The sequence below is a fragment of the Streptomyces sp. NPDC048603 genome (genome assembly GCF_043199475.1).
Taxonomy (GTDB): Bacteria; Actinomycetota; Actinomycetes; order Streptomycetales; family Streptomycetaceae; genus Streptomyces.
In genome coordinates, this window is the sequence record NZ_JBICVY010000004.1 from 71,213 (window position 1) to 89,363 (window position 18,151).

The 18,151-nt window shown below is 71.1% G+C and carries 15 protein-coding genes and 1 tRNA gene; 6 read left to right on the forward strand and 10 right to left on the reverse strand.

Annotated features, from left to right (window positions below):
• Positions 1-279: 279 nt before the first annotated feature.
• The gene (locus tag ACGFQ9_RS10160; RefSeq protein WP_393573758.1) at positions 280-1,662 is read right to left on the reverse strand and encodes a cystathionine beta-synthase; all 1,383 of its coding nucleotides are present in this window, start codon (positions 1,660-1,662) and stop codon (positions 280-282) included.
• 144 nt (positions 1,663-1,806) lie between these two features.
• Here ACGFQ9_RS10160 and ACGFQ9_RS10165 point away from each other — a divergent pair, with 144 nt between their 5' ends.
• From ACGFQ9_RS10165 to ACGFQ9_RS10175, 3 genes are all read left to right on the forward strand, one after another.
• Positions 1,807-2,844, forward strand: coding sequence for an SGNH/GDSL hydrolase family protein (locus ACGFQ9_RS10165; RefSeq protein WP_393573130.1), 1,038 nt, complete (start codon positions 1,807-1,809; stop codon positions 2,842-2,844).
• A 416-nt stretch (positions 2,845-3,260) separates the two neighbouring features.
• Positions 3,261-4,481, forward strand: coding sequence for an acetyl-CoA C-acetyltransferase (locus ACGFQ9_RS10170; RefSeq protein WP_393573132.1), 1,221 nt, complete (start codon positions 3,261-3,263; stop codon positions 4,479-4,481).
• A gap of 326 nt (positions 4,482-4,807) precedes the next feature.
• Positions 4,808-5,626 (forward strand): hypothetical protein, encoded by an 819-nt coding sequence (locus ACGFQ9_RS10175; RefSeq protein ID WP_393573759.1) that lies wholly within the window; start codon positions 4,808-4,810, stop codon positions 5,624-5,626.
• On the opposite strand, the gene ACGFQ9_RS10180 is transcribed toward ACGFQ9_RS10175, so the two are convergent.
• Entirely contained in the window at positions 5,610-5,954 is a 345-nt protein-coding gene (locus tag ACGFQ9_RS10180; protein ID WP_393573133.1) for a hypothetical protein, read from the reverse strand. The two genes, ACGFQ9_RS10175 and ACGFQ9_RS10180, sit on opposite strands and share 17 nt — an antisense overlap.
• 104 nt (positions 5,955-6,058) lie before the next feature.
• Between ACGFQ9_RS10180 and ACGFQ9_RS10185 the strand changes: the two genes are divergently transcribed.
• Positions 6,059-6,289 carry a DUF4287 domain-containing protein gene (locus ACGFQ9_RS10185; protein ID WP_393573135.1) on the forward strand — a complete coding sequence of 77 codons (231 nt, stop codon included), beginning with the start codon at positions 6,059-6,061 and terminating at the stop codon, positions 6,287-6,289.
• A 111-nt stretch (positions 6,290-6,400) separates the two neighbouring features.
• Here ACGFQ9_RS10185 and ACGFQ9_RS10190 read toward each other — a convergent pair whose 3' ends face one another.
• Together ACGFQ9_RS10190 and ACGFQ9_RS10195 are read right to left on the reverse strand one after the other, a co-directional pair.
• A complete protein-coding gene (locus tag ACGFQ9_RS10190) occupies positions 6,401-7,258 on the reverse strand; it encodes a Bax inhibitor-1/YccA family protein (RefSeq protein WP_393573136.1) in 858 nt (285 codons plus the stop codon).
• Between the two features lie 169 nt (positions 7,259-7,427).
• Positions 7,428-7,509 (reverse strand) — tRNA-Leu (locus ACGFQ9_RS10195).
• 397 nt (positions 7,510-7,906) lie between these two features.
• On the opposite strand from ACGFQ9_RS10195, the gene ACGFQ9_RS10200 reads away from it, so the two are divergent.
• Both ACGFQ9_RS10200 and ACGFQ9_RS10205 read left to right on the forward strand, forming a co-directional pair.
• Positions 7,907-8,680: an ABC transporter ATP-binding protein gene (locus tag ACGFQ9_RS10200; RefSeq protein WP_365108779.1), complete on the forward strand. Its 774-nt coding sequence runs from the start codon at positions 7,907-7,909 to the stop codon at positions 8,678-8,680.
• A 72-nt stretch (positions 8,681-8,752) separates the two neighbouring features.
• A complete protein-coding gene (locus ACGFQ9_RS10205; RefSeq protein WP_393573138.1) occupies positions 8,753-11,299 on the forward strand; it encodes an ABC transporter permease in 2,547 nt (848 codons plus the stop codon).
• 91 nt (positions 11,300-11,390) lie between these two features.
• On the opposite strand, the gene ACGFQ9_RS10210 is transcribed toward ACGFQ9_RS10205, so the two are convergent.
• The 6 genes from ACGFQ9_RS10210 to eno form a co-directional block, all read right to left on the reverse strand.
• Positions 11,391-12,782, reverse strand: coding sequence for a class I SAM-dependent methyltransferase (locus ACGFQ9_RS10210; protein ID WP_393573140.1), 1,392 nt, complete (start codon positions 12,780-12,782; stop codon positions 11,391-11,393).
• A gap of 140 nt (positions 12,783-12,922) precedes the next feature.
• Positions 12,923-14,305: an NAD(P)/FAD-dependent oxidoreductase gene (locus ACGFQ9_RS10215; RefSeq protein WP_393573141.1), complete on the reverse strand. Its 1,383-nt coding sequence runs from the start codon at positions 14,303-14,305 to the stop codon at positions 12,923-12,925.
• 390 nt (positions 14,306-14,695) lie between these two features.
• Positions 14,696-15,637: an exopolyphosphatase gene (locus tag ACGFQ9_RS10220; protein ID WP_393573143.1), complete on the reverse strand. Its 942-nt coding sequence runs from the start codon at positions 15,635-15,637 to the stop codon at positions 14,696-14,698.
• On the reverse strand, positions 15,634-16,179 hold the full coding sequence (locus tag ACGFQ9_RS10225) for a DUF501 domain-containing protein (protein ID WP_393573144.1): 546 nt from the start codon (positions 16,177-16,179) through the stop codon (positions 15,634-15,636). The genes ACGFQ9_RS10220 and ACGFQ9_RS10225 overlap by 4 nt, the downstream gene beginning before the upstream one ends.
• A 31-nt stretch (positions 16,180-16,210) precedes the next feature.
• Positions 16,211-16,693 (reverse strand): septum formation initiator family protein, encoded by a 483-nt coding sequence (locus tag ACGFQ9_RS10230; protein ID WP_393573146.1) that lies wholly within the window; start codon positions 16,691-16,693, stop codon positions 16,211-16,213.
• Between the two features lie 92 nt (positions 16,694-16,785).
• On the reverse strand, positions 16,786-18,072 hold the full coding sequence (eno, locus tag ACGFQ9_RS10235; protein WP_393573148.1) for a phosphopyruvate hydratase: 1,287 nt from the start codon (positions 18,070-18,072) through the stop codon (positions 16,786-16,788).
• Positions 18,073-18,151: the final 79 nt, after the last annotated feature.

Below are 18,151 nucleotides of genomic sequence, written 5' to 3' on the forward strand. Positions count from 1 at the left end.
CGCCGCACCCCCGGCCGGGCCGGGGGGCGGGACGACGGCGGTCCCCGCCCCAGGACACGGCAGCCGGGTCAGGCCGGAGGTCCGCGTCCATGGCGTCCGTGCGGTCCGGGAGCCGCTCCGGAGGTGCACGACGCCGTTCGGTGGTGTCGGCCGGCCCGCCCGTCGGGGCGGGTCCTGCCGACATCCACCACTGTGCCGGAGGCGTGTTAAGCGGGTGCTGCCGTCACGTGTCGGCTTCGTGCCGCTTCCCGGTCCGGCGAGGACCTGCGCGCCCGGGCGTTACTTGGCGCCCTTGGCGAGGAACGCCAGGAGGTCCTGGCGGCTGACCACGCCGGTCGGCTTGCCCTCGACGAGCACGATGGCCGCGTCGGCCTCGCCGAGCACCTCCATCAGGTCGGAGACCGGCTCGCCGGAGCCGACCTGCGGCAGCGGCGCGCTCATGTGCTTCTCCAGCGGGTCGGAGAGCGCGGCCCGCTGGGTGAACAGCGCGTCGAGCAGCTCGCGCTCCACCACGGAGCCGATGACCTCGGCGGCCATCACGTCGGGGTGGCCGGCGCCCGGCTTGACGATCGGCATCTGGGAGACGCCGTACTCGCGCAGCACCTCGATGGCCTGGCCGACGGTCTCCTCCGGGTGCATGTGCACCAGCGACGGCAGGGTGCCCTGCTTGTCGGCGAGGACCTCCCCGATACGCGCCGACGGGCCTGCGTCCTCCAGGAAGCCGTGGCCCGACATCCACTCGTCGCTGAAGATCTTGCTGAGGTAGCCGCGGCCGCTGTCCGGCAGCAGGACGACGACCACGTCGTCCGGGCCGAGGCCCTCGGCGGCGCGCAGGGCGGCGACCACGGCCATGCCGCAGGAGCCGCCGACCAGCAGGCCCTCCTCCTTGGCGAGGCGGCGGGTCATCTGGAAGGAGTCCTTGTCGGACACGGCGATGATCTCGTCGGCGACGTTCTGGTCGTAGGCGGTGGGCCAGAAGTCCTCGCCGACGCCCTCGACCAGGTACGGGCGGCCGGAGCCGCCGGAGTAGACGGAGCCCTCCGGGTCGGCGCCGATCACCTTGACCTTGCCGCCGGAGACCTCCTTGAGGTAGTTCCCGGTGCCGGAGATCGTCCCGCCCGTGCCGACGCCCGCGACGAAGTGGGTGATCTTCCCGTCCGTCTGCTCCCACAGCTCGGGGCCGGTGGTCTCGTAGTGCGAACGGGGGTTGTTCGGGTTGCTGTACTGGTCGGGCTTCCAGGCGCCGGGCTCGCGCGCGAGGCGGTCGGACACGTTGTAGTACGAGTCCGGGTGCTCGGGGTCGACGGCGGTCGGGCAGACCACGACCTCGGCGCCGTACGCGCGCATCACGTTGATCTTGTCCATGGACACCTTGTCAGGGCAGACGAAGATGCACTTGTAGCCCTTCTGCTGGGCCACGATGGCGAGCCCGACGCCCGTGTTGCCGCTGGTCGGCTCCACGATGGTGCCGCCGGGCTTGAGGGCGCCGCTCTGCTCGGCCGCCTCGATCATGCGCAGGGCGATCCGGTCCTTCACGGAACCGCCCGGATTGAAGTACTCGACCTTGGCCAGGACGGTGGCCTGAAGGCCTTCGGTCACACGGTTGAGCTTCACCAGCGGGGTGTTGCCGACGAGGCTGATCATCGAGTCGTGGAATTGCACCATGTTCTCCAGGGACGGGACTCCACGGGTTCTCCGGGAGGTGCCGCCAGAGTATGCGGAAAGGGATTGGCCGAGCGTCGTTAACGGGCAGGAAGCGGACAGACAGTCCGGCACCCGTCCGGCGACGAGGAGGTGGCACGAAGGGTGTCCAGAGCGAGGACGGCCCGCCGCATCGCGGCGGGCGCGGCGTACGGAGGGGGCGGGCTCGGCCTGCTCGGTGTCGCGACTGTGGGTGTGGTGCTGGCGGAGGTCCAGCTGGCGAAGCGGACCGTGGGGACGGGGCTGTCGGACCCGCCGCGCGCCGACGGGCTGTACGGGACCGAGTTCGGCGGGCCCGAGCTGAGCCCGGGGCCGCTGCGGCTGGCCATGCTCGGCGATTCGACGGCGGCCGGGCTGGGGGTGCGGCGGGCCCGGCAGACCCCGGCGGCGCTGCTCGCCTCGGGGCTGTCGGCGGTCGCCGAGCGGCCGGTGGAGCTGCGGAACGTGGCGCTGTCGGGGGCGATGTCCGACGACCTGGACCGTCAGGTCTCGCTGCTGCTGGACGGGGACCGGCCGGTGCCGGACGTGTGCGTGATCATGATCGGCGCGAACGACGTGACCCGGCGGATGCCGCCGACCCAGTCGGTGCGGCTGCTGACTGCGGCGGTACGGCGGCTGCGGCTGGCGGGCTCCGAGGTGGTCGTGGGGACCTGCCCGGACCTGGGCACCATCGAGCCGGTGTACCAGCCGCTGCGCTGGCTGGCCCGTCGGCTGTCCCGGCAGCTGGCGGCCGCGCAGACCATAGGGGTGGTGGCGCAGGGCGGCCGGACGGTGTCGATGGGGGACCTGCTGGGGCCGGAGTTCGCGGCGAACCCGCGGGAGATGTTCGGGCCGGACTCGTACCACCCGTCGGCGGAGGGGTACGCGACGGCGGCGATGGCGGTGCTGCCGACGCTGTGCGCGGCGCTGGGCGTGTGGCCGGAGTCCGACCGGCTGGACGTCTCGCGGGACGAGGACATGCTGCCGGTGGCGAAGGCGGCTTCGGCGGCGGCGGGGCAGGCGGGCACGGAGGTCACGGCGGCCCGCGGGCCGTGGGCCCTCCTCAAGCACCGCAGGCGGCGGCGCCTCCCGGCGCCGGAGTCGGCGCCCGAGCCGATCGCCGAGCCCGGCCCGGCGGACACCCCCGAACCCCGCCCGGCCTGACCAGGCTCCGCCCGGACGGGGTCCGACCCGTCTGCGGGGTCGGGGTGCGGGGACACGCTGCGCGTCCGGCGCGGGCCGGTGTGCCGTGTGCCCACCTCCCCCAGACTCCGTCCGGGGGGACCCCCACCCCCAAGCTCTCGACTTCGCTCGAGCAGGGGGGACCCCCATCGCCCTGCGGCACGCCTGCCCACACGGCCGGTGGCGACGCGGCACGCCTGCCCGCGCGGCGGTGCGGTGCGGCCGGCCCGGCCGCGCGGGGGCGGGGGTTTCGGGGGCCGGGTAGCGGGCAGGGCCCGGGGAACAGGGGTTTCGCGGAAAAAGGGGTCCGCATCACACCGCGCAGGCGGTGACCTCGACGGTACGGGCCGGTAACTTCGCATCCGGTCCGCACAGCCGCAACCCCTCTTGGAGTCCCGATGCCCGAAGCAGTCATCGTTTCCACCGCTCGCTCGCCCATCGGGCGCGCCTTCAAGGGGTCCCTCAAGGACATCCGGCCGGACGACCTGACCGCCACGATCATCCAGGCCGCGCTGGCGAAGGTCCCGGAGCTGGACCCGCGTGACATCGACGACCTGATGCTGGGCTGTGGTCTGCCCGGCGGCGAGCAGGGCAACAACCTGGGCCGCATCGTGGCCGTGCAGATGGGCATGGACTACCTGCCGGGCACCACGATCACCCGTTACTGCTCCTCCTCGCTGCAGACCTCCCGGATGGCGCTGCACGCGATCAAGGCCGGCGAGGGCGACGTCTTCATCTCGGCCGGTGTCGAGATGGTGTCCTCCTTCGCCAAGGGCAACTCGGACTCGTGGCCCGACACCCACAACCCGCTGTTCGCCGAGGCCGAGGCCCGCACCGCGGCCGTCGCCCAGTCGACCGGTTCGACCTGGCACGACCCGCGCGAGGACGGGCTGGTCCCCGACGCGTACATGGCGATGGGCCAGACCGCCGAGAACCTGGCCCGGCTCAAGGGCGTGACCCGCCGGGACATGGACGAGTTCGGCGTCCGCTCGCAGAACCTGGCCGAGGAAGCCATCAAGAAGGGCTTCTGGGAGCGGGAGATCACCCCGGTGACCACCCCGGACGGCACCGTGGTCAGCAAGGACGACGGCCCGCGCGCCGGGGTCACCCTCGAGGGCGTGGAGGGCCTCAAGCCGGTGTTCCGCCCGGACGGGCTGGTCACCGCGGGCAACTGCTGCCCGCTGAACGACGGCGCCGCCGCCCTGGTCATCATGAGCGACACCAAGGCGCGCGAGCTGGGCCTGACCCCGCTGGCGCGGATCGTCTCCACGGGTGTCACCGGCCTGTCTCCCGAGATCATGGGCCTGGGCCCGGTCGAGGCGACGAAGCAGGCGCTGAAGCGGGCCGGCCTGACCGTCGGCGACATCGACCTCTTCGAGATCAACGAGGCCTTCGCCGCCCAGGTCATCCCGTCGTACCGGGACCTGGAGATCCCCCTGGAGAAGCTGAACGTCAACGGCGGGGCCATCGCCGTCGGTCACCCGTTCGGGATGACCGGTGCCCGGATCACCGGCACGCTGATCAACGGCCTGCAGTTCCACGACAAGCAGTTCGGCGTGGAGACGATGTGCGTCGGCGGCGGCCAGGGCATGGCCATGGTGATCGAGCGGCTCAGCTAGTCCCGGGCCGGTACGGACCGTAGGCGGTCGACTGCGCGACCCGGGCCGTCCCCAGACGCGCCAAGGGGTCCGGAAGATCGTCTCGCCGTACTGACGCAGAATCTAATCGCGCCGCGACCGATTTGTGACCAAATCTCCCCCAGGATGTGACATTCATCCTGGGGGATCGGCGTTTGTGCAGGTCAACGCCCATCCGGGGGCACTTTGCGTGACAAAAGCCCTGTCCTTTTCGTGACGTAATGCACTGCACGCCATTCCCAGGTCGGGACAAGCTGTTGTAGGAAGTCGGGGGATCGAATCACCTCAGGAGTTAGTCAGTGAGCGCCATGTCTCTTGCCCTGCTGCTGACCACGGCCGCTGCCACGGCCGTGGGCGCTGCTGCGCTGCACGCCGTCCACGGTCTCCGGAAGCAGGTCTCGGCCCTGCGCGACGAGCTCGCGGCATCGGTCCACCTGCGCGGTGCGACCGTCCCGCACGCCCGCAGCGCCGGGGATACCCCCGCCGCCGAAATACGGGCCGCGGTGGCCGAGGCCCTCGCCGAGGAGCGGGAGCGCGAGCTGGCCGAGGCGCGGGCCTTCTGGGCCGCGCAGGAGGCCCGCGACGCCGCCGACGCGCCCTCCCTGCTGGGCGGCCTGCCCGGGCTGGGCGAGGACAGCCCGGTCTTCCTGCCGCGGCAGGCCGACCTGGTCGGCCTGGAGCCGCGTCCGGCCGAGGACGCGGTCTTCGAGGACGACTACCCGGAGCACGCGGCGGACTCGGCCGAGCTGGCCGCCGCGCGCCGGCGCCACCCCTCGCACCCCGACTTCGTGCCCGTGCAGCCCAACCCGGGCGCCGACCACGAGCGCACCGTCAGCCGCCTGGAGGAGCTCGCCGAGGCCCGTACGGCCCTCGCGGACGTCCGCCCGGGCCCGCTGGGCACGCTGGACGTGTACGTCTTCACCGACGGCACCACGCTGTGCATGACCCCGGGGCACCGGGAGACCGCCGAGCGGCTCGCCGAAGCCCTCCGGTCGGGCACCGCGCCGGTGCTGCTGGGCGGCTCCGGGATCTCCGGGGCGTACGCCCTGACCTTCTCCTGCGGGGACTCCGAGGACCCCGACAACAACGTCTACATCCTGGCGGACCGGGTCATCGCATCGCTCTGACCTCGGCCTGCTCCACCAGCCCCACGGCCTCGTCCAGATCCCCGGACGGGGCCGCCGTGCTGTCCGCGCCCTCCCGGGCCGCCAGCCGCAGCGCTTCGGCGAGGTCACGGCCGGCCACCGCCAGCTGGTCCCCGACGGCGAAGATCCCCGCGTCCGGCATCTCCCGTGGCTCCGCCACGCCCTCCAGCCGCTGCGCACGCGCCGCCAGCTCCCGGGCGAGCGCCAGTCCTTCGGCCGCCGCGCCCCGCTGCAGCCGGCTCTGCGGCGCGGCCCTCAGGCGGTCGGCGAAACGTTCCACAACGGCGTCCAGAGGCGAAGTATCAACCACCCGAGCGACCTTACGCGCCGTCCGGGCACCATTGCCAACAGGCGAACACTGCGGAATGGTGTCGTGAAGAGAACAGCACGACGGCCATACCCCCGGAGGCGCCCATGTCCGTAGAGTTCTCCGAGCAGACCCATCGCAACATGATCGACCGCATCCCGCAGACCACCGGTCGTGAACTGTCCGACTGGCTCCGTGCCGTCGACGACGGCCCCTCCCTCGTCCGCTTCGAGGAGAAGCTCAGCTGGCTGCGCGGCGCGTACGAGCTGTCGTACGGCCAGGCCAAAGCCATCCTCCACGAGTACGACCTCCGCCGGGCAGCCAGAAAGTTCGGCTGATCACCGCCCGGCCACGGGTGAACGCCCGGCCGGTGAACGCGGGAAGGCCCCGCGAGCGATGCTCGCGGGGCCTTCCCCGTCCCGGCCGGAACCCGGCCGGGAGCGGTACTGCTAGTCGTTGCCGGAGAGGATCTGGAAGAGCCGCAGCAGCTCCAGGTAGATCCAGACCAGGGTCATGGTCAGGCCGAAGGCGGCCAGCCAGGACTCCTCACGCGGGGCGCCGTAGGTCACGCCGTCCTCGACCTGCTTGAAGTCCAGGGCGAGGAAGGCGGCGCCGAGAATCACGCCGACGATGCCGAAGACGATGCCCAGGCCGCCCGAGCGGAAGCCGAGGCCGTCACCGCCGCCGAAGACCGCGAACAGCGAGTTCGCGACCATCAGGAGCACGAAGCCCAGCGCGGCCGCCATCACGAAGCCGTAGAAGCGGCGGGTGACTCGGATCCAGCGCATCTTGTAGGCGAAGAGCACTGCGGCGAAGACGCACATCGTGCCGAGCACGGCCTGGATGACCACGCCGGGGGAGATGTACGTGCTGGTCGCGGAGCTGATCACACCGAGGAACACGCCCTCGAAGGCCGCGTAGCCCAGGATCAGCGCCGGCGCGGGCTTGCGCTTGAAGGACTGCACCATCGCCAGGACGAACGCGACGAGGGCGGCGCCGACCGCGATGCCGTACGACTTGCTGATGTTGGCCGGGTCCACGGGAAGCAGGACCCAGGACAGGACGGCCGTCAGGATGACCGTGCCCAGCGTCATGGCCGTACGGCTCACGACGTCGTCGATGGTCATCACGCTGCCGGCGGCCGGGGCGGCCGGCATGCCGGTCTGCGGGTCCACGGCGTACGGGTTGGTCGCGTACGGGTTGGTCGCGGTCCCGGCCTGCATCTGCGGCTGCGCGCCAAAGCCCGCGTGGCCGCCGTTGTCGCGGCTGAACCCCCGTCGCGAGAAGACCGGGTTGCTGCTCCTCATCTCACTCCTCCATGGCCACCGTGCGCGGCCTTGCATCAAGAGTAATGCGTTAGCAAAGAAATCACTCTACTGCTGGAGGAGGATCTTAGAAGACGGCAGCACGAAGCGCAGTGGACAAAAGACGCGGACTCCGCGCGGCCCGGCACTCCGGACGGGAGCGGCCTGCGAGTGCCCGGAGCCGGACTCGAACCGGCACGGCCCGAAGGCCAGCGAGGTTTAAGCTCGCCGTGTCTGCATTCCACCATCCGGGCCAGGCGTGCGGCGGTGACGCAAAAGCCGTGAACGCAATGGTGAGCCTAACTGGAACATCGCTCGCATCCGACGGACTTCTTTCCGATGTTGTCTGATTTTATTGGCGACTGAGTGAGCGTCAGGTATCAGAACGCCAGGGTCGGCCCCGTGTGCGAGGCGATCGGCCCCGATTCGTGAATGACGGGATTTCGACGCCGTTCCGGCCTGGTCGCGCGCCACCCCGGGCCACCCCGCCCCCGAGAAGGGGCGTCATACCAGAGGCGTACGCCCCTCCCCCGCCGTCAGACTGCGGTCCCCCAGGGAACGGGCTCGGCGGCTGATCCCGGGCAGGGCCGGCGCGAGGACGATGGAAAGGTCCCGCAGAACACGTCCCCCGCCCCGACAGGAGCCCCCGAAGTGACCACCATGAACCACGCCCCGCGCACCGCCCAGGCCGTGGCCGCCCGCGCCACCGGCCTCTCCAAGGTGTACGGCCAGGGCGAGACCCGGGTGGTCGCCCTGGACAACGTCTCCGTCGACTTCCACCAGGGGCAGTTCACCGCGATCATGGGCCCCTCGGGCTCCGGCAAGTCCACCCTGATGCACTGCGTCGCGGGCCTGGACACCTTCTCCTCCGGCTCGGTCCGGATCGGCGACACCGAGCTCGGCGCGCTCAAGGACAAGCAGCTCACCCAGCTCCGCCGGGACAAGATCGGCTTCATCTTCCAGGCGTTCAACCTGCTGCCGACCCTGACCGCCCTGGAGAACATCACGCTCCCCATGGACATCGCCGGCCGCAAGCCCGACCGCCAGTGGCTGGACACGGTCATCGAGATGGTCGGCCTCTCCGGACGCCTCTCGCACCGGCCCACCCAGCTCTCCGGCGGCCAGCAGCAGCGCGTGGCCGTCGCCCGCGCCCTGGCCGCCCGCCCCGAGATCATCTTCGGCGACGAGCCCACCGGAAACCTCGACTCCCGCTCCGGCGCCGAGGTCCTGGGCTTCCTGCGCAACTCGGTGCGCGAGCTCGGCCAGACCGTCGTGATGGTCACCCACGACCCGGTGGCCGCCTCCTACGCCGACCGGGTGATCTTCCTGGCCGACGGCCGGATCGTCGACGAGATGCACAGCCCGAGCCCGGACCAGGTGCTCGACCGGATGAAGGACTTCGACGCCAAGGGCCGCACCAGCTGACCGACCGGTCCGCCGTGACCGTCCGGTCCGCCGCGCCCGCCGCCCACCCCTGAACTTCCTGGATTCCCCACCATGTTCCGTACCGCCCTGCGCAACATCCTGGCGCACAAGGCCAGACTGCTGATGACGGTGCTCGCCGTCACCCTCGGCGTGGCCTTCGTCTCCGGCACCCTCGTCTTCAGCGACACCGTCGGCAAGGCCCTCTCGGGCCAGTCCGCCAAGAGCTACGACGGCGTCGCCGTCGCCGTCACCTCCTACGGCCAGACCCGCAACGAGGACGGCTCCAAGGAGGGCGAGCCCGGCATCAGCCAGCGCACCCTCGACAAGGTCAAGGCCCTCGACGGCGTGGCCACCGTGGCCGGCCGGGTCTCCGGCTTCGCCGGCGTCGGCGACGAGAACGGCAAGCTGATCGGCTCCGGCTGGGCCAACCGCGGCTCCAACTACGCCCCGGTCAAGGACGGCAAGGACCCGCAGTACGCCTTCGCCGAGGGCACCGGGCCGGCCCGGGCCGACCAGGTCGCCCTCGACCGGGAGACCGCGCGCAAGGGCGCGTACGAGGTCGGCGACAAGGTCCGGGTCGCCACCAACGGCCCGGTGAAGGAGTACACCCTCACCGGTGTCTTCACCACCGACGACGGCCAGGTCAACGCGGGCGGCAGCCTGGTGCTGTTCACCACCGCGCAGGCCCAGCAGCTCTACCTCAAGCCCGGCTACTACAGCGACCTGACGGTCGCCGCGAAGGCCGGCGCGTCCGCCGACACCCTGCTCTCCGCGATCAGGCCGCTGGTCGGCGAGAACGCCGAGGCCAAGACCGGAGCCGCGCTCGCCGACGAGCAGGCGAAGAACATCGAGCGCGAGATGGGCGCCTTCAGCACCATGCTGCTGATCTTCGCCGGCATCTCGCTCTTCGTCGGCGTCTTCCTCATCTACAACACCTTCACCATGCTCGTCGCCCAGCGCACCAAGGAGCTGGCCCTGCTGAGCGCCGTCGGCGCCAAGCGCGGCCAGGTGATGCGGTCCGTGCTCACCGAGGCCGGCCTGGTCGGCGTCATCTCCGCGACCATCGGCCTGGCCGGCGGCATCGGCCTGGCGGTCGCCATGCGCTCCGCGATGAACTCCTTCGGCGCCAAGATCCCGGCCGGCGAGCTGGTCGTCGCCCCGGGCACCATCGTCACCGGCGTGGTCATCGGCGTCGTGGTCACCACCCTCGCCGCCCTCATCCCGGCCTGGCGCACCGGCCGGATCCCCCCGGTCGCCGCCATGGGCAGCGCCCACCTGCCGGCCACCGCCAAGTCGCTGGTCGTCCGCAACGTCTTCGGCTCCCTGCTCGGCCTGCTGGGCATCGGCACCGTCCTGCTCGGCGTCGGCCAGGGCGCCGACGGCAAGTACACCGTGGCCGCCGGCGGGTTCCTGCTGATGCTCGGTCTGATCGTGCTGCTCCCGCTGCTCTCCCGGCCGGTCATCGCGGCGATCCGCCCGGTGCTGGAGAAGGTCTTCGGCGTCCCCGGCAAGCTGGCCGCGCAGAACGCCGTCCGCAACCCGCGCCGCACCGCGGTCACCGCCGCCTCGCTGGCCATCGGCCTCACCCTGGTCACCGCCATGTCGGTCATCGGCATCACCGTCGGCAAGGCCGTGGACCGGATGAGCACCGACAAGCTGAAGGCCGACTACAAGGTCTCCATGGCCATGGGCGTGGGCAGCCTGGACAAGTCGGTGGCCGAGACGCTGGCCAAGGCCCCGGGCATCACCGCCGTCTCCCCACAGACCGCCACCGCCCTGAAGGTCGGCGAGCAGTACCGCGCCACCTCCGGCGTCAACCCGGCCACCATCGGCGAGCTGCTCAACGTCGAGGTCACCGGCGGCTCCCTGGCGAGCCTGGGCCGCGGCGAGGTCGCGGTCGCCGAGAAGACCGCCAAGAGCCAGAAGCTGACCGTCGGTTCCGTCCTGGACGTCACCTTCGAAGACGGCAAGAAGGGCCGGCTCAAGGTCGGCGCGGTCTACAAGGACCTGGAGGGCATGCTCTCCCCGTACCTGATCGACGACAGGATCGCCCTGGCGCACTCGGACACCCCGTACATCCCCGAGGTGTACGTGAACACCAAGGGCGGCGAGTCCAAGGCCTCCGAGAAGGCGATCATCGACGCCCTGGGCAACAACCCGGCGGTCAACGTGATGACGCAGCAGGACATGCGCAACGAGATGGGCGGAATGATCAACACCGCTCTGAACATCATGTACGGCCTGCTCGGCATGGCCCTGATCATCTCGGTGCTCGGCGTGGTCAACACCCTGGCGATGTCCGTCTTCGAGCGGACCCAGGAGATCGGCATGCTGCGGGCGGTCGGCCTGGACCGCGGCCGGGTCAAGAACATGATCCGCCTGGAGTCGGTGGTCATCTCCCTGTTCGGCGCGGCGCTGGGCGTGCTCTCCGGTGTCTTCCTCGCCTGGGCGGGCGGCACCACCATCGCCAAGTCGATCCCGCACTACTCGCTGGTCCTGCCGTGGGACCGGATCGGCATCTTCCTGCTGCTGGCGGCCCTGGTGGGCGTGCTCGCGGCCATGTGGCCGGCGCGCAGCGCCGCCCGGCTGAACATGCTGACCGCCATCAAGACCGAGTAGTCGGGCACCCTGCACCCGGCCTGATCCGAAAGACACGGCCCGAGGCCCCGCGACCACCGGTCGCGGGGCCTTCGCCGTTCCGGTGGCGCCGCTACTCCCGCCACACCCGCGGCCGCGGCGGGAGGCCGGAGACCCCCGAGTCCTCCGTACGCACCGCCAGGACCTGGTTGACGCCGAGCCGGCCGTGCTCGAAGGCGAGGGCGCAGGCCGCCATGTAGAGCAGCCAGACCCGGGCCCGGCCCGGGGAGGTGAGGCGGACCGCCTCCGGCCAGTTCTCCCGCAGCCGGGCCACCCAGGCCCGCAGGGTGAGGCCGTAGTGCTCGCGCAGCGCCTGGACGTCGCGGACCTCGAAGCCGGCCCGTTCCAGTTCGCCGACGGTGCTGCCGAGCGGTGCGAGCTCGCCGTCCGGGAAGACGTAGGCGTCGATGAACTCGTCGATCCGGTAGGCCGATTCGTCGGGCTCGGGCCGACGCGCGATCTGGTGGTTCAGCAGCCGGCCGCCGGGACGGAGCAGGGCGAACAGGGTTTCGGCGTAGCGGCGGTAGCGGACCGTGCCGACGTGCTCGGCCATGCCGATGGAGGAAATGGCGTCGTAGGGCCGCTCCCTGACGTCGCGGTAGTCCTGGACCCTGATCTCCACCCGGTCCGCCAGGCCCTCCTGGGCGACCCGTTTGCGGGCGTACGCGGCCTGTTCGCGGGAGAGGGTGATCCCGGTGACCCGGGCCCCGTACGCGCGGGCCGCGTGCAGCGCCATGGAGCCCCAGCCGCAGCCGACGTCGAGGAGCCGGTCCCCCTCGGACAGGGCGAGCTTGCGGCAGACCAGGTCGAGCTTGTCGTGCTGGGCCTGTTCCAGGGTGCCGCCGGGCTGCCAGTAGGCGCAGCTGTAGACCATGGAGGGCCCGAGGACCAGTTCGTAGAACGCGTTGCCGACGTCGTAGTGGTGGCTGATGGCCTGCCGGTCCCGGCGGCGGCTGTGGGCCTTCCCGGAGCGCCGCCGGACGGTCTCCTCGGGCGGCGGCGGGGGCGGGGGCAGCGGGCCGGCGAGCGTGAGCAGTTCCCGGACGGCGGCCCGGGCGGCGGGGTCGGCGGCGGTCCGCAGTGTGGCCCGGCCGGCCTCGGCCCGCTGCCGCAGCCGGGCCACCGCGGCGGGCTCCGGACGGCGCTCCGGCCGTCGCTCCGGCCGGGCGGGCGGCGGCCCGGGGACGGCGGCCGGGTCCCGCTCCCACAGCAGTCCCGCCAGCCGGTCCAGCAGGTCGAACAGGTCGCCCTCGACCTCCAGCTCGCCCGCCACCCAGGCCCGGGCCATGCCCAGTTCGCCCGGCCGCCACAGCATCCGGCGCAGGGCGCGGCGGTGCCGTACGACGAGCACCGGGGCTCCGGGCGGGCCCGCCTCGGAGCCGTCCCAGGCCCGGATCCGCACCGGCGGCGGGGATCCCAGCAGGGTCTCGGTCAGAGCGGCCAACCGCGGCGCGGCGTCGGTCATGGGCGCACACCTCCGGTCAGTAGGTCTGCCCAGCGGGAGGCCCTGGTACGCCGGAGCAGCCCCCGGGTACGCCGAAGGGGCCGCCCGCACCACGGATGGCAGGCGGCCCCTGTCGGGGTGGAACGGTCAGACCCGGGGCGTCAGGACGCCTTGGCCTTCTCGGCCGGAGCCGAGGCGGCCGGAGCCGGGGCCGGCTTGGCGGCCTCGTAGAACTCCTCGCGCGGGGTCTCGAGCGCGCCGAGGGAAACCACCTCGCGCTTGAGGAACATGCCGAGGGTCCAGTCGGCGAAGACGCGGATCTTGCGGTTCCAGGTCGGCATGGCCATGCCGTGGTAGCCACGGTGCATGTACCAGGCCAGCCGGCCCTTGAGCTTGATCTTCATCCCGCCCATGACGATCATCGCAACGCCCTTGTGGACGCCGAGACCGGCCACCGCACCCTTGTTGGAGTGCGCGTACTCCTTCTGCGGGAAGCCCCGCATGCCGGAGACCACGTTGTCGCCGAGGACCTTGGCCTGGCGCAGCGCGTGCTGGGCGTTCGGCGGGCACCAGGCGTTCTCGACACCGGCCTTGCGGGCCGCCATGTCCGGGACCTGGGCGTTGTCGCCGGCGGCCCAGATGTAGTCGGTGCCCTGCACCTGGAGGGTGGCGGCGGTGTCCACGTGGCCGCGGGGGCCGAGCGGCAGGCCGTAGCGGGCCAGCGCCGGGTTCGGCTTGACGCCGGCGGTCCACACGATGGTGTTGGAGTCGACCTCGAGGCCGTTCTTCAGCACGACGTGACCGTCGACGCAGGAGTCCATCGAGGTGCCGAGGTAGATCTCGATGCCGCGGGACTCGAGGTGCTCCTTGCCCCAGGTGCCGAGCTTGGGCCCGACCTCGGGGAGGATCTTGTCGGCCGCGTCCACCAGGATGAAGCGCATGTCCTCGCGCTTGATCGTGGTGTAGTACTTGGCCGCGTCGCGGGCCATGTCCTCGACCTCGCCGATCGTCTCGGCGCCGGCGAAGCCGCCGCCGACGAAGACGAAGGTGAGGGCCTTGCGGCGGACGTTCTCGTCCGTCGTGGACTCGGCCTTGTCGAGCTGCTCGAGGACGTGGTTGCGCAGGCCGATGCCCTCTTCGACGCCCTTCATGCCGATGCCCTGCTCGGCGAGGCCGGGGATCGGGAAGGTGCGGGAGATGGCGCCGAGCGCGATCACCAGGTAGTCGAAGGGCAGCTCGTACGCCTCGCCGACGAGCGGCGTGACGACGGCGACCTTGCGGTCCTGGTCGATGGTGGTGACCCGGCCGGTGAGAACCTCAGCCTTGGGCAGCACGCGTCGCAGCGGGACGACGACGTGCCGCGGCGAGATGCTGCCTGCGGCCACTTCGGGGAGGAAGGGCTGGTAGGTCATGTACGACCGCGGGTCGACGACGGTCACAGTCGCCTCGCCGTAGCGCATCTTCTTCATGATGCGCTTCGCCGCGTACAGCCCTACGTACCCACCGCCTACTACGAGGATCCTGGGACGCTCCGTGGTGCTCATGGAACGAGTATCCAGCACCCGCTAGGGGGACGCTCGTGAGCCCCTTCACAAGAACCCCCGGACCCTCTGTTACACTGCGCGGCCCGCGTGACACAGGTCATGGTCCACAACGGGAACCAAGGGGTAACGGGAGTCGTTGGACCCCAGTCCTGAACTGGCCTCTAAGCCCTCAAGTGGAATGGACCACTGGCCTTGGTGGGTATCTCTGACACGGATCCCGTGGCGCCCGTCGTTCTTACGAACGGGGCGCGAAAAGGGCCTGAGAGCCCCCTCCGGGCCCTCAAGCGCCCTTCCGGCGGCCCATCAGGCCCTTTTTCCTTGTGAAGAACTTCACGAACTTTTTCCGGCGGACGGGCCGAGCGACCCGCCCGCCGTCCTTTTCAAGGTGATTCAGGCAACCGACCAGGCGATTCCATCGAGGATGTCGTGCTCGGAGACCACGACCTCATGTGCGCCGATCCGCTCCATGATCGCCAGCAGCACCAGCGATCCGGCCCCGATGACGTCCACCCGGCCCGGGTGCATGACGCCGATCGCGGCCCGCTCGGCGTGCGTGCCGGTGAGCATCGCGCTCGTGATCTCGCGGACCTGTTCGAGGGAGACCCGGGAGTGGTGGATCCGCGCCGAGTCGTACTCGGGCAGCTCCTGCGCGATCCCGGCGACCGTGGTCACCGAGCCGGCCAGGCCCACCAGGGTGCGCGCCTCGGACAGCGGCACCGTCTCCTCGGCCAGGTCCAGGGCGGCCTCGATGTCCGCCCGCATGGCCGCGATCTGCTCCTCGGTCGGCGGGTCGGTGATCCGCCCGTCCACGACCAGGTGCCGCTCGGTCATCCGTACGCAGCCCACGTCGACCGAGCGCGCGGCCCGGACGTGCTCCTCGCCGACCACGAACTCGGTCGAGCCGCCGCCGATGTCGACGACCAGGAAGGGCTTGTCGAGGTGCTCGGCGTCAGCCAGCTCCTTGGTGGCCCCGGTGAAGGAGAACTCCGCCTCCTGGTCGCCGGAGATCACCTCGGGCTCGACGCCCAGGATCTCCTTGACGCCCTGCACGAACTCCTCGCGGTTCTCGGCGTCCCGGGAGGCCGAGGTGGCCACGAAGCGGATCCGCTCGGCACCCAGCTCCTTGATCACGGCGGCGTACTCGCGGCAGGCCGCGAAGGTCCGCTCCAGGGCCTCCGGGGCCAGCCGGCCGGTCCGGTCGACGCCCTGGCCCAGCCGGACGATGGTCATCCGGCGGTCCAGCTCGACCAGCTCGCCGGTCTCGCGGTCGCAGTCGGCGACGAGCAGGCGGATGGAATTGGTACCGCAGTCGATACCGGCGACCCTGATCACGCGTCCCCCTCTTCTTCCTTCTTCTCCCCGCACGGGGTGACGCAGGGGCCCTTGGCCCACCACTCCGGCAGCATGGCCAGGGCCTCGTCGCCGAACGGGTTCACGCCCGGGCCGGCCGCCAGCGAGTGGCCGACCAGCACGTGCAGGCACTTGACCCGGTCCGGCATGCCGCCGGCGCTCGGGAAGCCCTGGAGCACCTCGATGGCGTCGCGCCGCTCGATGTAGTCCTCGTGCGCGGCCCGGTAGGCGGCGGCCAGTTCCGGGTCCTCGGCGAGCCGGGCCTGCATCTCCTTCATCACGCCGTTGGCCTCCAGCGTGCCGATCGCGGAGGCGGCGCGCGGGCAGGTCAGGTAGTACAGCGTGGGGAAGGGGGTGCCGTCGGGGAGACGGGGGGCCGTCTCGACCACGTCCGGCTGACCGCACGGGCAGCGGTGCGCGATGGCGCGGAGCCCGCGCGGCGGTCGGCCGAGCTGCTGCTGGAACGCCTCGATGTCTTCGGCGGTCGGCTCGGTCCGGTCGGTCTGGGGCGGGGGCGTCTGCATGCCTGGAGGAATCTCTTCGTTCGCGGTTGATTCAGTCGGTGTCGGGGCGGTCGGCCTTGTCCACGCCGTCCCAGACGTTGGAGTACCAGGGGCGGTCGGCCGCACCGTGCTCGGTACGGCGCCGCTCCTCGGCCTCGGCGTCCGGGTCGGCCATCGTGTAGCCGATCTCCCCCGGCTGGACGAAGTGGAGGTGCTTGCGTGCCATCTGCTTCACATAGGCCGGGTCCTGCCAGCGGGCCTTCTCGTCCCGGAGCTCCTCGAGGCGCTGGCGCGCCTCGTCGGCGGTCCGCTGCTGCTCGGAGATCTCCGAGCGCTGGGAGACGTACTGGCGCATCGGGTACGCGAGGGCGACGACCAGCGTACAGAGGACGAGGACCAGCAGGGCGGCGCGGCCGGTGAGCCGGCTGCGGCGGACCTGACGGCGCGACTGCGAGCGGTAGACGTGGGCGGCGGTGCGCTCACCGAGCTGCTTGAGCCTGGTCGCGGTGGAGAACCGGTCCCGGTTCCCGGCCATGTCGCGCCTCCCCTTACTACGCACTACGTCCCCGCACACGGTACGGGACCGGATGCGGGGACGTAGGGAGGCTCTAGAGGTATCTAGAGGTTTCAGCCCTTGAAGCGCGGGAAGGCGCTGCGGCCGGCGTACACCGCGGCGTCGTCGAGGATCTCCTCGATGCGCAGCAGCTGGTTGTACTTGGCGACGCGCTCGGAGCGGGCCGGGGCGCCGGTCTTGATCTGGCCGCAGTTGGTGGCGACGGCGAGGTCGGCGATGGTGACGTCCTCGGTCTCGCCGGAGCGGTGCGACATCATGCACTTGAAGCCGTTGCGCTGGGCGAGCTCGACGGCGTCGAGGGTCTCGGTCAGCGAACCGATCTGGTTCACCTTCACGAGCAGGGCGTTCGCGGTGCCCTCCTCGATGCCGCGGGCCAGACGCTCCGGGTTGGTGACGAACAGGTCGTCACCGACGAGCTGGACCTTGGCACCGAGCTTCTCGGTGATGACCTTCCAGCCGGCCCAGTCGTCCTCGAACAGCGGGTCCTCGATGGAGACCAGCGGGTACGCGGAGACGAGCTCCTCGTAGTACTCGGTCATCTCGGCGGCCGAGCGGGCCTGGCCCTCGAAGTTGTACTTGCCGTCCTTGTAGAACTCCGAGGCGGCGACGTCGAGCGCGAGCGCGATGTCCTTGCCCGGGACGTAGCCGGCCTGCTTGATGGCCTCGAGGATGAGGTCCAGGGCCTCGCGGTTGGAGCCCAGGTTCGGGGCGAAGCCGCCCTCGTCGCCGAGGCCGGTGGACAGACCCTTGCCCTTCAGCACGGACTTGAGGGTGTGGTAGACCTCGGTGCCCCAGCGCAGCGCCTCGGAGAAGGACTCCGCACCGATCGGCGCGATCATGAACTCCTGGATGTCCACGTTGGAGTCCGCGTGCGAACCGCCGTTGAGGATGTTCATCATCGGAACGGGCAGCAGGTGCGCGTTCGGGCCGCCGAGGTAGCGGAACAGGGGCAGGTCGGAGGCCTCGGACGCGGCGTGGGCCACGGCCAGGGAGACACCGAGGATGGCGTTGGCGCCGAGGGAGCCCTTGTTGTCGGTGGCGTCCAGGTCGAACATGGCCTGGTCGATCAGGCGCTGCTCGGTGGCGTCGTAGCCGACCAGCTCCGGGCCGATCTGCTCGATGACGGCGAGGACGGCCTTCTCGACACCCTTGCCCATGTAACGGCTGGGGTCCCCGTCGCGGAGCTCAATGGCCTCGAAGGCACCGGTGGAGGCACCCGAGGGGACTGCAGCACGGCCGGTGCTGCCGTCGTCGAGGCCAACCTCGACCTCGACCGTGGGGTTGCCTCGGGAGTCCAGGATTTCCCGGGCTACGACGACGTCGATGGACGGCACGAGCATCTCCTTCTGGGATGTGACGCTAGGTGTGCGGCGGCATCGGGGGCCGTGGCACGACCCCTGCCGGACTAGAGCCTAACCG